This is a genomic window from Gaetbulibacter sp. S0825 (assembly GCF_011777505.1).
Classification (GTDB): Bacteria; Bacteroidota; Bacteroidia; order Flavobacteriales; family Flavobacteriaceae; genus Pontimicrobium.
In genome coordinates, this window is the sequence record NZ_JAATJT010000001.1 from 702,559 (window position 1) to 716,259 (window position 13,701).

General features: G+C 32.0%; 14 protein-coding genes. 11 read left to right on the plus strand and 3 right to left on the minus strand.

The annotated features are described in order from the left end of the window. Positions 1-76: 76 nt before the first annotated feature. A complete protein-coding gene (gene purD / locus HB672_RS03300; RefSeq protein ID WP_167607667.1) occupies positions 77-1,348 on the plus strand; it encodes a phosphoribosylamine--glycine ligase in 1,272 nt (423 codons plus the stop codon). Here purD and HB672_RS03305 read toward each other — a convergent pair. Further along, positions 1,343-1,570, minus strand: coding sequence for a uracil phosphoribosyltransferase (locus tag HB672_RS03305; RefSeq protein ID WP_167607670.1), 228 nt, complete (start codon positions 1,568-1,570; stop codon positions 1,343-1,345). The two genes, purD and HB672_RS03305, sit on opposite strands and share 6 nt — an antisense overlap. A 44-nt stretch (positions 1,571-1,614) precedes the next feature. Between HB672_RS03305 and HB672_RS03310 the strand changes: the two genes are divergently transcribed. Further along, positions 1,615-2,538, plus strand: a complete 924-nt coding sequence (locus HB672_RS03310; RefSeq protein ID WP_167607673.1) for a DUF6427 family protein — start codon at positions 1,615-1,617, stop codon at positions 2,536-2,538. Here HB672_RS03310 and upp read toward each other — a convergent pair. Then, positions 2,527-3,183 (minus strand): uracil phosphoribosyltransferase, encoded by a 657-nt coding sequence (gene upp, locus HB672_RS03315; RefSeq protein WP_167607676.1) that lies wholly within the window; start codon positions 3,181-3,183, stop codon positions 2,527-2,529. The genes HB672_RS03310 and upp overlap by 12 nt on opposite strands. A gap of 68 nt (positions 3,184-3,251) precedes the next feature. Here upp and HB672_RS03320 point away from each other — a divergent pair, with 68 nt between their 5' ends. Next, positions 3,252-3,860, plus strand: coding sequence for a DUF4254 domain-containing protein (locus tag HB672_RS03320; protein WP_167607679.1), 609 nt, complete (start codon positions 3,252-3,254; stop codon positions 3,858-3,860). A gap of 41 nt (positions 3,861-3,901) precedes the next feature. Continuing rightward, positions 3,902-4,936 carry a glycosyltransferase family 9 protein gene (locus tag HB672_RS03325; protein WP_244306569.1) on the plus strand — a complete coding sequence of 345 codons (1,035 nt, stop codon included), beginning with the start codon at positions 3,902-3,904 and terminating at the stop codon, positions 4,934-4,936. 205 nt (positions 4,937-5,141) lie between these two features. On the opposite strand, the gene HB672_RS03330 is transcribed toward HB672_RS03325, so the two are convergent. After that, positions 5,142-6,197: a ferredoxin--NADP reductase gene (locus HB672_RS03330; RefSeq protein ID WP_167607682.1), complete on the minus strand. Its 1,056-nt coding sequence runs from the start codon at positions 6,195-6,197 to the stop codon at positions 5,142-5,144. A 104-nt stretch (positions 6,198-6,301) separates the two neighbouring features. On the opposite strand from HB672_RS03330, the gene HB672_RS03335 reads away from it, so the two are divergent. The 7 genes from HB672_RS03335 (at position 6,302) to atpE (ending at position 13,624) form a co-directional block, all read left to right on the plus strand. After that, positions 6,302-7,774, plus strand: coding sequence for a DUF5687 family protein (locus tag HB672_RS03335; RefSeq protein ID WP_167607685.1), 1,473 nt, complete (start codon positions 6,302-6,304; stop codon positions 7,772-7,774). A gap of 25 nt (positions 7,775-7,799) precedes the next feature. Next, positions 7,800-8,495: an ABC transporter ATP-binding protein gene (locus tag HB672_RS03340; protein ID WP_167607688.1), complete on the plus strand. Its 696-nt coding sequence runs from the start codon at positions 7,800-7,802 to the stop codon at positions 8,493-8,495. A 117-nt stretch (positions 8,496-8,612) separates the two neighbouring features. Further along, positions 8,613-11,147 (plus strand): hypothetical protein, encoded by a 2,535-nt coding sequence (locus HB672_RS03345; protein ID WP_167607691.1) that lies wholly within the window; start codon positions 8,613-8,615, stop codon positions 11,145-11,147. A gap of 21 nt (positions 11,148-11,168) precedes the next feature. Then, positions 11,169-11,594: a polymer-forming cytoskeletal protein gene (locus tag HB672_RS03350; protein ID WP_167607694.1), complete on the plus strand. Its 426-nt coding sequence runs from the start codon at positions 11,169-11,171 to the stop codon at positions 11,592-11,594. Then, a complete protein-coding gene (locus tag HB672_RS03355; protein ID WP_348272540.1) occupies positions 11,551-11,787 on the plus strand; it encodes an AtpZ/AtpI family protein in 237 nt (78 codons plus the stop codon). Before HB672_RS03350 ends, HB672_RS03355 begins: the two co-directional genes overlap by 44 nt. Positions 11,788-12,287: 500 nt before the next feature. Beyond that, positions 12,288-13,394 carry a F0F1 ATP synthase subunit A gene (gene atpB / locus HB672_RS03360; protein ID WP_167607700.1) on the plus strand — a complete coding sequence of 369 codons (1,107 nt, stop codon included), beginning with the start codon at positions 12,288-12,290 and terminating at the stop codon, positions 13,392-13,394. 38 nt (positions 13,395-13,432) lie between these two features. Continuing rightward, complete coding sequence (gene atpE, locus HB672_RS03365; protein ID WP_033959615.1) at positions 13,433-13,624, plus strand: ATP synthase F0 subunit C; 192 nt, start codon at positions 13,433-13,435, stop codon at positions 13,622-13,624. Positions 13,625-13,701: the final 77 nt, after the last annotated feature.

Below are 13,701 nucleotides of genomic sequence, written 5' to 3' on the forward strand. Positions count from 1 at the left end.
ATTTAGATAATATGTTTTTGTAAAATAATTGCTTTTAAGCTTAAAAAACAATTATTTTTGCGCAAACAATACTTCAATGAACATATTAATTCTTGGTTCTGGTGGAAGAGAACATACTTTTGCTTGGAAAATCACACAAAGCCCATTATGTAAATCCCTTTATGTTGCTCCGGGAAACTCTGGAACTGCACAAATAGCAACTAATGTAGATATTAGTGTTACAGATTTTGAAGCCATTAAATCTTTGGTTTTAGAAAAGAGAATAGATATGGTGGTTGTTGGACCAGAAGACCCCTTGGTGCAAGGGATTCATGATTGCTTTTTAAATGATGAAGCACTAAAACATATTGCGGTAATTGGTCCAGAAAAGGCAGCTGCTGAGTTAGAAGGTAGTAAAGAATTTGCTAAAGAGTTTATGTATCGTCATAATATTCCAACAGCGGCTTACAAAAGTTTTAATGCATTAAATGTTGAAGAAGGCTATGCGTTTCTAGAAACCTTAAGCCCTCCTTATGTTTTAAAAGCGGACGGATTGGCAGCAGGAAAAGGCGTTTTGATTCTTAACGATTTACAAGAAGCAAAAACTGAGTTAAAAAACATGTTGGTTGACGCTAAATTTGGTGACGCAAGTTCTAAAGTTGTTATTGAAGAATTTTTAGACGGCATTGAATTAAGTTGCTTTGTGCTAACCGATGGAAAGAATTACAAGATTCTACCAACTGCAAAAGATTACAAACGCATTGGCGAAGGTGATACAGGCTTAAATACTGGAGGCATGGGAGCAGTATCTCCAGTGTCTTTTGCAACTCCAGAATTTTTAAATAAAATAGAAGAACGTATTGTAAAACCAACTATTTCTGGTTTGCAAAAAGATAATTTACCATACAATGGTTTTGTGTTTATTGGTTTAATTAAAGTTGGAGATGACCCAAAAGTTATTGAGTATAATGTTAGAATGGGTGACCCAGAAACCGAAGTTGTTTTACCAAGACTAAAAAATGACTTGGTTGAAATTTTTCAAGCAATTGCTAATCAAACATTAGATAATATTGATATTAATATTGATGAGCGCACAGCAACGACTGTGATGCTTGTATCTGGTGGCTATCCAGAAGCTTATGAGAAAGGAAAGGAAATTTCAGGAGTAGAAACCATTACAAATTCTATACCTTTTCATGCTGGTGCAAAACTAGAAAATGGTAAAATAGTGACCTCAGGTGGACGTGTTATGGCAATAACTTCTTTTGGGAATGATTACGAAGAGGCACTAAAAAAATCTTATCAAAACATAGAAAAACTACATTTTGATAAGATGTATTATCGTAAAGATATTGGTTTCGATTTATAAGTATGAATGCGAAGTAATGCTTTTATCCTCTTCGCCTCTATCATTAAATCCTTTTAATTGTAGCATCCAATAAGTAAATGCAACTATTCCAATAACAATAAATATCCACGAAACAATATTTGCAGTCCACCAATTTTCAAGCTCTAATTCTCTTAAAGCATCAAAAGGAAGAAATAATACATCTACAAATAAATCTTGAATGGCGTAAAAAAAGTCTTTCATTGTAATAATATTATATTTACATGGCAAATATACGAACTCTTTAAATGATTACAAGATTTTTTCGCACTTCTAAACCAATTCATCTAGTACTTGTATCCTTTTTTGTTTTAGGGTTGTTTTTAGTTGTGAGGTTGGGTTATTATTCCAAAGGCATTAGCGGAGTACAAATACTTAAAGAACTAACATTATATGGCATTACATTGTTATCTATTTTTGTGCTTTCTTTTTTTGTAAACAAGAATAATTTAACAAAGCAAAACAGCTTTAAAATTTTATTGTTTAGCCTTTTTCTAGCATGTATTCCAGCAACCATACAACATGGAACTATTATTGTTTCAAACGTGTTTATTTTATTTGCCATAAGACGCATAATAAGCTTGAGGTCAAATTTACATATTAAGAAAAAACTATTTGACGCCGCTTTTTGGATTGCCTTAGCATCGCTATTCTATTTTTGGTCTATTTTATTTTTAATTTTGGTTTTTGCAGCGTTAATATTTTATTCTATTGGACAATCAAATAATTGGATGATTCCTATTACGGGAATTGTAACAGTAGCATTAATAGTTATAAGCTATAATATTATTACTGAAAACACCTTTGGTGATATTTATAACTATATAGATAGTGTGGGTTTTGATTTCTCTAACTATAATTCTCCCAAATTAATATCGTCAATAGCTATTATCTCATTATTAGGACTTTGGACGTTGTTTTTCTATACTAAAAAGTTGCAAGATAAATCTAGGTCGCTTAGACCTTCGTTTACCTTAATTTTAATCGCTTTAATTATTGGTATAGCAATAGTGATTTTGGCACCAAACAAAAATGGCAGTGAGTTTGTCTTCTTGTTTGCACCTCTCGCTATTATTATGACAAACTATATTGAATCCGTTAAAAAAGTTTGGCTTGCAGAGGTTTTTATATGGCTACTAATTATTACTCCAATTCTTCAATTAGTCTCTTAATTTATCGCCAAAGGCTAAATCTCCTGCATCACCTAGACCAGGAACTATATAACCTTTATCGTTCAGAGTTTTATCAATAGTGGCAATCCATAAATGAGTATTTTCCGGGAATTTGTCTTTCACATAATCAACACCAGTTTCAGCACCAATAACACTTAAAATATGTACCTGTTTTGGCATTCCATGAGATTTTAATGCCTCATAAGTTAAAGCTAAAGATTTTCCTGTAGCCAACATAGGGTCAACTAAGAGAAGCGTTTTATTTTCCAAGTTTGGGCTTGCAATATATTCTACAACAATCTCAAAATCGGTATTGTTTAAATGATGTCTGTAAGCTGAAATAAAAGCATTTTCTGCTTTGTCAAAATAATTCAATACACCATTATGAAGCGGTAAACCAGCTCTTAAAATTGAACAGATTACAACATCTTCCTCTGGCACATTTACTTTTGTGTTGCCTAAAGGTGTTTCTGCATTAATTATATGATGGTTTAGTGTTTTACTCATCTCATAGCTCAATATCTCACCAATACGTTCAATATTTCGTCTAAAACGCATTCTATCATTTTGAATAGAAACATCTCTTATTTCGAATATAAAGTTGTTTAAAACGGAGTCGGTGTTTGAAAGATTATGAATGTGCATTTTACGTAATTAAGGTTGAGTAAAGTTAATTAAATAGGAGTATATTTGCATTTTATAAGCACAAAGATATGTTTTCAGATAAGGCAAATGCCATTTTTCAAGAGGTTATTAAAACCTATAAAGTATTAAATACTGTTGACCAACCATTTACGAATAAGTATGATAAAAATGACGATTTAATTGCTCATTTATTATATAGAAAATCTTGGATTGACACTGTTCAATGGGCTTACGAAGATATTATTAGAGACCCAAACATCGAGCCAGTTGCTGCTTTAAAATTAAAGCGAAAGATTGATGCATCTAACCAAGATAGAACAGACACTGTTGAGTATATTGACAGCTATTTTCTAGATAAATATAAAGATGTTGTTGTTAAGCCTAATGCTAAAATAAATTCTGAAAGTCCTGCTTGGGCAATAGATAGATTGTCAATTTTGGCACTAAAAATTTATCATATGCATTTAGAAACGGTTAGAGATGATGCATCGCAACAACACAAAGACGCTTGTCAAAAGAAGTTAAATGTATTGTTAGAACAGCGAGTAGATTTATCGACTGCAATTGATGATTTGCTTGAAGATATTTCTAATGGCGATAAATACATGAAGGTATATAAGCAAATGAAAATGTATAATGATGATGAGCTTAACCCAGTTTTAAGAGCACAGAAATAGTAGTTTTTATAATATTTCTGAGACTCATTATATAATTTTGAATGAGTAATTTACCTAAACACATTTTGGTTATTCGCTTATCCGCAATGGGAGATGTCGCTATGACTGTTCCCATATTACGACACTTTACTAAGCAATATCCACAAGTTAAACTCACGGTTTTAACTAGGGCGTTTTTCACACCTTTTTTTAGAGATTTGGAAAATGTATCTGTGTATTCAGCAGACGTAAAAGGAGAGCATAAAGGATTTTTAGGGCTTTATAAACTATCTAAAGAACTTAATAAACTTGAGTTTGATGCTATTGCAGATTTACACAATGTGCTTAGAAGTAATGTACTTAAACTTTTTCTAATTAATAAAAAGTGCATCCAAATTGACAAAGGAAGAGCCGAAAAAAAAGCACTAACCTCAGGCAAGTTTTTTAAGCAACTTAAAACAACACATCAACGTTATGCTGATGTTTTTTCTGCTCTTGGATTCCATTTAGACTTAAGCTCACCCATATTTCCAAACAAAGCAACTTTAAGCAAAAAGCTTAAAAATATTATTGGAGATAAAAACAAATCTTTGATTGGTATTGCGCCTTTTGCAGCTTTTAACAGTAAAGCTTATTCGTTAAAGCAAATACAAGAAGTTATAAAAACACTTAGCCAATCAAATACCATTTTGCTTTTTGGGGGTGGACAAAACGAAATTAAAATGTTGAACAACTTGACAACTTCACAAACCAATACCGTTAATCTGGCTGGTAAACTCTCGCTAGATGAAGAACTGGATATTATTTCAAATTTAGATGTAATGATATCAATGGATTCTGGAAATGCACACATAGCAGCAATGTTAGGTGTTGAGGTAATTACGCTTTGGGGAGTCACGCATCCTTATGCAGGCTTTTACCCTTTTAACCAAAAGCCTGAAAATGCTTTGATAGCAGATAGAGAACAATTTCCTTTAATACCTACTTCAATTTATGGCAACAAATTTCCGGAGGGATACGATGAGGCTATTAACTCAATAACACCTCAACAAGTCATTTTAAAAGCGAATATGATTCTACAAAAAAGCCTCACATAAAGTGAGGCTAGATTTAACGTTATAAATAGACATAGATAATCCTAAAAAAAGATTAACGTTTAAATCTACTACTAATGTATTCGATTTTAAAACACATAAAAATTTTGTGTAGGAAAATATGTATTCAATTCGATGAAACGCATATTTCAAAGATTAAATAATAAATAAATCAGATGAATAACATTGTATTCACAAATTTTAGGACCTATACATCATCATAATCCACAACAATTTTATTTGTAGTAGGGTGTGCTTGACATGTTAAAATGAGCCCTTCGGCAAGTTCGCTATCGGTTAAAATATTGTTTTGTCGCATCGTTGCTTCACCTTCTTTAATTCGTGCAATGCAACTACTACAAATACCTCCTTGGCACGAATACGGCACATCTAAATCCTCATCTAGAGCAGACTCTAAAATATTTCTTTTTTGAGACATTTCGAATTCAGTTTCTTCATCATCAACAATTACTGTAATATGTGTGTTACCTTCAGATAGAGTTTTGATGTCATCATTACTAGCTTTAGCGGCTTTAAACAATTCATAATGAATAACATCATCGTTTATATTATGCTCAGTAAGCACATCTTTTACAGTGTGAATCATGCCTTCAGGACCACATAAATAAAAGGCATCAACCTCAACGTGTTTATGTTTGTTTTTCATTATATAGTTGACCGTACTTTTTTCTATACGCCCAAAAATTGCATTGTCTTCATCAGCTTGACTAAATACAAACTGAATAGAAAAACGGTCTTTGTATTGATGATGAAGCTCCAGTAATTCATTCAAAAACATGGTGTCCTTAGTTTTTTTGTTGCCATAGACCAAAATAACTTTACTATGTGCTTCTTCTTCCAAAGCACATTTTATAATGCTTAATACTGGTGTAATACCACTTCCTGCTGCAAAAAGAGCTATATTTTTGGTTTTTTTGTCATTAGGCTCAAACACAAAACGACCTTTAGGTGGTGCTACTTCTAACGAGTCACCAACTTTTAACTGATTATTGGCATAAACTGAGAAAGTTCCGTTGTCTACCTCTTTTACCGCAACTCTTAATTCGTTGCTTTTTGGAGATACACACAAAGAATAATCACGCCTAACCTCATTGCCATTTAATATTGTTTTTAAAGTGATATATTGCCCTGCTTTAAAAGAAAAAATGTCTTTTAAGTTATTAGGAACCTCAAAATTTATGGTAACAGCATTGTCAGTTTCCTTTTGAATTTCTTTTATAGTAAGTTTATAGAATTGTGACATAAAAATAATTTTTGGCAAAAATAGTGAAGTAAACAGTTAATTTTTAATTTAGATTGTAACAAATTGACGATAATTGCAACAAATACATCAAACACAACCAAAACATGATTAAACATTTCTTGAATTTAGAGTGGAAGCAATTTAAAAGAGCTTCCTATTTTCAAAAAGGACTAGCTATTAAAATTTTGCTTTTTCTGGCTGTTCTATACTTTGGTGGAATAGCTATTTTTATTGGAGGTATTATGTTTTTTGGGCTTGAAAAAGCTTTCCCAGATGTAGATCCAATAGTTATGGTTAACAACTATTTAATCTATTGGATATTATTTGAGTTAATGATAAGGTATTTTATGCAGCAATTGCCAGTAATGAATATTAAACCATTGATGATAATTCCAATAAAACGAAATACAATTATTAATTATTTACTAGGAAAAACGATACTTTCTTTCTTTAATTTTATTTCACTTTTTTTATTTCTTCCTTTTTCAATCGTATTATTATTTCAAGGGTACCCTGTAATTAATGTGGTTTTGTGGTTTATTGCAATAATGTGTATTAATCTCTCAATAAATTTTCTAAATTTTTTAATCAATAAGAGTAATACGGTTTTTTATGGGATAGCTTCTGTTTTGATAGTAATTATTTCACTTAGATATTTTAATATTTTTGATGTTACCGAACCTATTGGAAAATTATTTAACGGGTTATATAATCAACCATATTTTGCACTCATTCCTTTATTGCTAATGGTAGGATTATACAAAGTCAATTTTGATTTTATAAGAAAAGGGTTTTATCTAGATGGTGCAATTTCTAAAAAAGTTAAAGAAGTAGAAGCAACTGATTTAAGCTGGATGGACCGTTTTGGAAGCATGGCACCATTCTTAAAAAATGATGTTAAAATGATTTGGCGAAACGCAAGACCCAAGCAAGTACTAATGATGTCGTTTCTATTCTTGTTTTACGGATTAATTTTTTATACTCAAGACGTATACCGAGATATGCCAGCATTTTTGGCATTTGCTTCCATATTTGTTACTGGTGGGTTTTTATTGAGTTTTGGACAGTTAGTTCCTTCTTGGGATAGTGAGTATTATAAAATGTTGATGAGCCAAAACATACCATATAGACAGTATTTAGAATCCAAATGGTACCTTATGGTAGTTGCTGTAGCAGTTTCGTTTGTTTTAAGTACACCTTATATTTACTTTGGATGGGAAATATTTGGAATGATTGCAGCAGGAGCATTATTTAATATTGGTCTAAACACTTTTATAACCCTTTTTGGAGGCGCTTTAAATAGGGTTCCAATAGAGCTTAATACAAAAGCCAAAGCGTTTAGTAATACAAATGGATTTAATCCAACGCAATTGTTAATTGCTTTGCCAAAAATGGTATTACCAATGCTATTATTTTACATCCCTTATAAGCTTATTAATTTTAATGCAGGACTTATTGCTTTAGCATTAAGTGGAGTAATAGGACTAGTATTTAAAAACTTCTTTTTAAATAAAATAGAAGGGATTTATCAAAAAGGGAAGTACAAAACAATAGCTGCATTTTCAGAAAAAAAATAAAAGAACAAAAAAACTATAACATACAATGATAACAGTTAGTAATTTATCAAAATCATATAATGGCGTTCAAGTACTCAACCTTGAGAACTTAGATATACCAAAAGGCCAAAGCTTTGGTTTAGTAGGTAATAATGGTGCTGGGAAAACAACGTTTTTTAGTCTACTCTTAGATTTAATTCAACCAACAACAGGACATATAAAAAACAAAAATGTTTTAGTCCACGAGAGTGAAGACTGGAAGCCTTTTACTTCATCGTTTATAGATGAAAGTTTTTTAATAGGTTATTTAACAGCCGAAGAATACTTTTACTTTATAGGAGAATTGCGTGGTGAAAACAAATCTGATGTTGATGCTTTGTTATCGCAGTTTGAAGACTTTTTTCACGATGAAATTCTAGGAAAGAAAAAATATCTTAGAGATTTAAGTAAAGGAAACCAGAAAAAAGCAGGTATTGTTGCTGCGCTTATTGGAAATCCTGAGGTAATTATTCTAGATGAGCCTTTTGCTAATTTAGACCCAACAACTCAAATAAGGCTAAAACAAATCATAAAACATTTAGCTGAAAAACAAGGTGTCACTGTATTAGTTTCTAGTCACGATTTAATGCATGTAACAGATGTTTGTGAGCGCATAGTTGTATTGGAAAAAGGTGAAATGGTAAAAGATTTAGCCACAAGCGAAGCGACCTTAAAAGAGCTAGAAGAGCACTTTTCTAACTAGCATTTCGGCTAAAAGTCGACTATTTTTGCACTTTAAAAGAAAAAAGATGATTATTTTTACGTTTTTGCATAATATTATGCAAGGCATTTAGTTATTCAATTACTAAACATACCAACGTTGAAGATATCTTTTAAATCCAAATCTATACTTCTACTTTCTGCTATTGTTATTGCAGGATGTTCTCGCAAAAAAGACAATTTCGTTAGTAGAAACTTTCACGCTGTAGCTACAGAATACAATACGCTATACAACGGTTATAATGCTCTAGAACAAGGGCGAGAAGATTTAAACAACAATTACACGGACAACTATTGGGAGATATTACCAATAGAGCGTATGATAGTTACAGATGAAGTTGTACTTCCTGGACAATCTGAGGATAATAATTTCACCAAAGCTGAAGAAAAAGCCATTAAAGCTATTCAAAAGCATGGAATGAACATACAAGGGAAAGAAAAAAACCCTCAAATAGACGAAGCATATTTGCTTTTAGGTAAAGCTCGTTATTTCGATCAGCGTTTTGTGCCCTCCATGGAAGCCTTCAACTATATTTTATTTAAATACCCTGCAAGCGACAAGATAAACCAGGCACGAATTTGGAGAGAGAAAACCAATTTGCGTATCGAAAATAATGAATTAGCCATTACTAATTTAAAGCGTTTATTATTTCAAGAAGACTTGAAAGATCAAGATTTAGCCGATGCCACGTCTATGCTAGCACAAGCATATATTAACACACAATCGTTAGATAGCGCAATCACACAATTAGAAATTGCATCAAATGCTACTAGAAGTAATGACGAACGTGGTAGATATAAGTTTATTCAAGGACAACTGTATAATGCTTTACAAAAACCAGATAGTGCCAATATGGCTTTCGACAAGGTTATTGAGCTAAACAGAAAAACCCCTAGAATTTATATGATAAGTGCACAAATCGAAAAAGCTAAAAATTTCGATTTTGAAAAAGGCAATAAGCTTGAGTTTTTAGAGCTGCTAACCGATATGGAAGAAAACAGGGAGAATAGACCTTTTCTAGATAAAATTTATTATCAAATTGCCGAGTACCACAAGGCAAATAAATCGGATACCATTGCAGCTGCGTATTACAATAAATCACTTAGAACCAGTTCTACAGACAAGTTTTTAAACGCAATGAGTTATCAAAATTTAGGGAACATGAATTTTGATGATACCAAATACAAAAACGCAGGAGCTTATTATGATAGTACCATGCTTAATTTAAAGCAAAATAGCAAGATGTTTAGAGCTATTAAGCGTAAACGAGACAATTTAGATGATGTTATTTTTTATGAAGATGTTGCTGTAAGAAACGATAGTATATTGAGTTTGGTTAATATGTCTAGCGACGAACGCTTAGCATATTTTTCAGATTACACGATTAAGCTAAAAGAAAAAGTCGAGGCTCTTAAAGAGGAAGCCGAAGCAGCTAACTTAATAGCACAGCAGACTTCAAAAAACAACAAAGGAATTACTAATCAAAGAGAGAATGCAGGAGTTTCAACGTTCTATTTTTACAATCCTGTAACAGTCGCTTATGGTAAAAACGAGTTTTTACAAAACTGGGGTGAACGACAACTTCAAGATAATTGGAGATGGTCCAATAAAGGAGGAGGAAATACAACCCAAAATAATAATATTGAAGACGTATTAGTCGCAGCAGAAGAAAGTGAGTTATTTAATCCGGAATTTTATATATCAAAAATTCCAGTAGAACAAAAAACAATAGATAGTTTAGCGAAGGATAGAAATTTTGCATATTATCAATTAGGGCTCATTTATAAAGAAAAATTTCAGGAATATCATCTAGCAAAAGAGAAACTTTTAGCCCTATTAAAGAGCGATCCAGAAGAACGTTTAATATTACCTTCTAAATATAATTTGTATAAAATTTACGAATTATTAGGTGAAAATGGAGAAGCTGAAATAGCTAAAAACGATATTATTGCAAATTATCCAGATTCGAGATATGCTTCTATATTATTGAATCCAGATGCTGACCTTGGTGAAGACGAAAACAGTCCAGAATATATTTACGAATCGCTTTATAAAAAGTTTGAAGACCAAGAATACGCTAATGTCATTGAACAGTGCGACATATACATAACACGATTTGAAGGCGAAAAAATTGTGCCAAAATTTGAGTTTTTAAAAGCAGTATCAAAAGCACGTATATATGGTTTTGAAAGTTATAATGAATCCATAAACTACATCGCTTTAAATTACCCAAACAGCCCAGAAGGGAAAAAAGCAGAAGAGATGATAGAGAACGTAATGCCGTTACTATCTAAAAATGAATTCCAGAGTAATGATAGTTCTAAACACTTCAAAGCAATCTATCAATTTGTAGATGCCGAAGCTGAAGAAATAGATGCGTTTTTTAAGAAATTAAATGAAGCAATAACTAAAATTGACTATTTTGAGTTGACCACTTCAAAAGACATGTATAATGAAAACACTACCTTTATAGTGGTTCATGGTTTAAAAAGCATTCAAGCAGCTAATGGATTTAGAGAATTTTTGAAGGATAAAAAACAAAATATCAATCGAGAGCATTTTGGCATTTCATCTCAAAATTATCAAATAGTACAAATTCATAAAAACCTAGACGAATACTTAAAATCTTTATAGAAACGATTAATAGCAAAAAATATGTTTTCAGATAGTAAAAGAGGAAGAGGAGATGCAGTCGAATCTTCAACACAACAAAACAGAATAGCTCAAGGCACTACAATTGTTGGTGACATTGTGAGCGAAGGAGGTTTTAGAATAGATGGTGCCATTCAAGGCACAATAAAAACACCAGGAAAAATAGTTGTTGGTAAATCAGGAATTATTAACGGGACACTCGAAGGTACAAATGCCGATTTTGAAGGTCGTTTTTCTGGGAAAATGAAATTATCAGGTGTTTTATCTTTAAAGTCTTCAGCATTTATTGAGGGTGAAGTTGAAATTGGAAAACTTGCAGTAGAACCTGGAGCAACATTTAACGCAGTTTGTAGCATGAAAGGCGCTGTAAAAGAACTTAACAAAGGTGAGCAACAAAAACCAGGGTCAGGAACCGAAAAATCAGCTTAAAAACGCATTAGTACTTACGGGAGTTGGTTTACAAATGGGAATAATTATTTACCTTTTTATACTCCTAGGTAAATGGTTAGATTCCGAATACAATAATGGGGATAAATTATTTGTTATTTTTGGCACCTTATTAGGTGTTGGAGTATCACTTTATACCGTTGTCAAGCAACTTAACCGAATTAATTCTAAATGAACAATACGTTTACCAGATTTTCTTCCAAATTAACTATTATACTATCCGTTGTTTTTGGGATTCACGCAACTATCTTGAGTTTAATCGATAAGCCAGTATTTGAAAATAAAATTATACTTTCTTACGTAATAAATTTAGTGCTTGCAATAGCGATATTTGGTTTTCTTTATAAATACCGCGAACGATTTAAAAGCCAAATAGGGTTTCTGTTTTTAGCAGGAAGTTTTGTGAAGTTTGCAGTCTTTTTCATAATTTTTTATCCTGTGTACAAAGCTGATAATGATATTTCAAGCTTAGAATTTGCTGCATTTTTTGTCCCTTATGCTATTTGTCTAGTTTTGGAGACCTCTAGCCTCGTAAAATGGTTGAACAAAATGGAATTCTAGAACCTTAAATTCTCCTCTCCAACTTACAGCAAAATAAAATATAAAATAGTTTTTGTTTTTGAGATAAAAACCTACCTTTGCAGCGATTTTTAAGCCACTATTATTTAGAGTGATATGCAAAGAAAAATAACTATTAAAGCACTAACCCTTGTATTTCTATTAATCTCATTTGTTTCTTATGCAAGTGAAGACACTCAAAAGGGTGATTTAAAGACTGAAATAAAGGCATATATCCAACACCATTTAGAAGACTCTTATGACTTTAGTTTAACATCGTACACTAATGATCAAGGTGAGAAAGTATATTGGGGTTTTCCGCTTCCAGTAATTTTATGGGATAATGGTTTAAAAGTATTCTCTTCATCAAAATTCCATCACGGAAAAACAGTTGCCGAGGTAGATGGTAATTTTTACAAAGTATACCATACCAAGATATATAAAACGGATGCTGAAGGAACTATTAATTATGACGCCGAAAAACACCCAACAAATGCTAAACCTTTAGATTTTTCTATAACTAAGAATGTTGTAGTTATCTTTTTAGTAGGTTTGTTAATGTTTTTACTGTTTAGAGGACTTGCGAGTTCTTACTCAAAAAACAATGGCATCGCAAAAGGAGCTGGTCGTATCTTTGAGCCAATCATACTTTATATTAGAGATGATATAGCCATTCCAAACATTGGAGAAAAGAAATACAGAAAATACATGCCGTATTTGTTAACGGTATTTTTCTTCGTATGGTTTATAAACATGTTAGGTTTAACACCATTAGGTGTAAATGTTACCAACAGTATTTCGGTAACAGTTGCATTGGCTTTAATCACATTTTTAATTACAAATTTTACAGGAACAAAAGATTATTGGAAGCATATTTTTGACCCATTAGGAGATACTATGCCTTGGTATGCTAAAATTCCTTTGTACATAATACTAATACCAATTGAGGTGTTAGGAATATTTATCAAACCTTTCTCATTATTAATTCGTTTGTACGCCAACATAAAGGCAGGACATATTGTAATGATGAGCTTAATTGGATTGATGTTTATATTTAAGAGCTGGTTAGGTAGTCCATTATCGTTTGGATTAGCGTTCGCTATCTCTTTAATTGAATTATTAGTAGCATTGTTGCAAGCATATATTTTCACAATGTTATCAGCGCTTTATTTTGGTTTTGCTGCAGAAGAGCACGATCATCATGAAGAGGCTCACGCACATTAGTGCATTAATTTGAATGTTTAATTTTTAAATACATATATATGGAAATTCCAGTAATGGTAGGTGCAGGTTTAGTAGTAATTGGTGTTGGTATTGGTATTGGTAAGATTGGTGGTTCAGCTATGGAAGCTATCGCTCGTCAACCAGAATCATACGGTAAGATTCAAACTGCTATGCTTATTGCAGCTGCGTTAATCGAAGGTATTGGATTTGCTGCATTATTTGCAGTATAATCAAACCTATTTTAAGGCATCCTTGCAACGGTTGGTTGCAAGGTTGCTTTATTTTAAAAATTAAAAAGTATAATACT

What these genes read in the sequence shown, in the direction of transcription:
- HB672_RS03350 (WP_167607694.1), top strand. Translation starts at nt 11,169, where the DNA reads ATGTTTTCAGATAGTAAAAGAGGAAGAGGAGATGCAGTCGAATCTTCA.
- HB672_RS03340 (WP_167607688.1), top strand. Translation starts at nt 7,800, where the DNA reads ATGATAACAGTTAGTAATTTATCAAAATCATATAATGGCGTTCAAGTA.
- atpE (WP_033959615.1), top strand. Translation starts at nt 13,433, where the DNA reads ATGGAAATTCCAGTAATGGTAGGTGCAGGTTTAGTAGTAATTGGTGTT.
- upp (WP_167607676.1), bottom strand. Translation starts at nt 3,183, where the DNA reads ATGCACATTCATAATCTTTCAAACACCGACTCCGTTTTAAACAACTTT.
- HB672_RS03310 (WP_167607673.1), top strand. Translation starts at nt 1,615, where the DNA reads ATGATTACAAGATTTTTTCGCACTTCTAAACCAATTCATCTAGTACTT.
- HB672_RS03320 (WP_167607679.1), top strand. Translation starts at nt 3,252, where the DNA reads ATGTTTTCAGATAAGGCAAATGCCATTTTTCAAGAGGTTATTAAAACC.
- HB672_RS03305 (WP_167607670.1), bottom strand. Translation starts at nt 1,570, where the DNA reads ATGAAAGACTTTTTTTACGCCATTCAAGATTTATTTGTAGATGTATTA.
- HB672_RS03335 (WP_167607685.1), top strand. Translation starts at nt 6,302, where the DNA reads ATGATTAAACATTTCTTGAATTTAGAGTGGAAGCAATTTAAAAGAGCT.
- HB672_RS03325 (WP_244306569.1), top strand. Translation starts at nt 3,902, where the DNA reads ATGAGTAATTTACCTAAACACATTTTGGTTATTCGCTTATCCGCAATG.
- HB672_RS03330 (WP_167607682.1), bottom strand. Translation starts at nt 6,197, where the DNA reads ATGTCACAATTCTATAAACTTACTATAAAAGAAATTCAAAAGGAAACT.
- purD (WP_167607667.1), top strand. Translation starts at nt 77, where the DNA reads ATGAACATATTAATTCTTGGTTCTGGTGGAAGAGAACATACTTTTGCT.
- atpB (WP_167607700.1), top strand. Translation starts at nt 12,288, where the DNA reads ATGCAAAGAAAAATAACTATTAAAGCACTAACCCTTGTATTTCTATTA.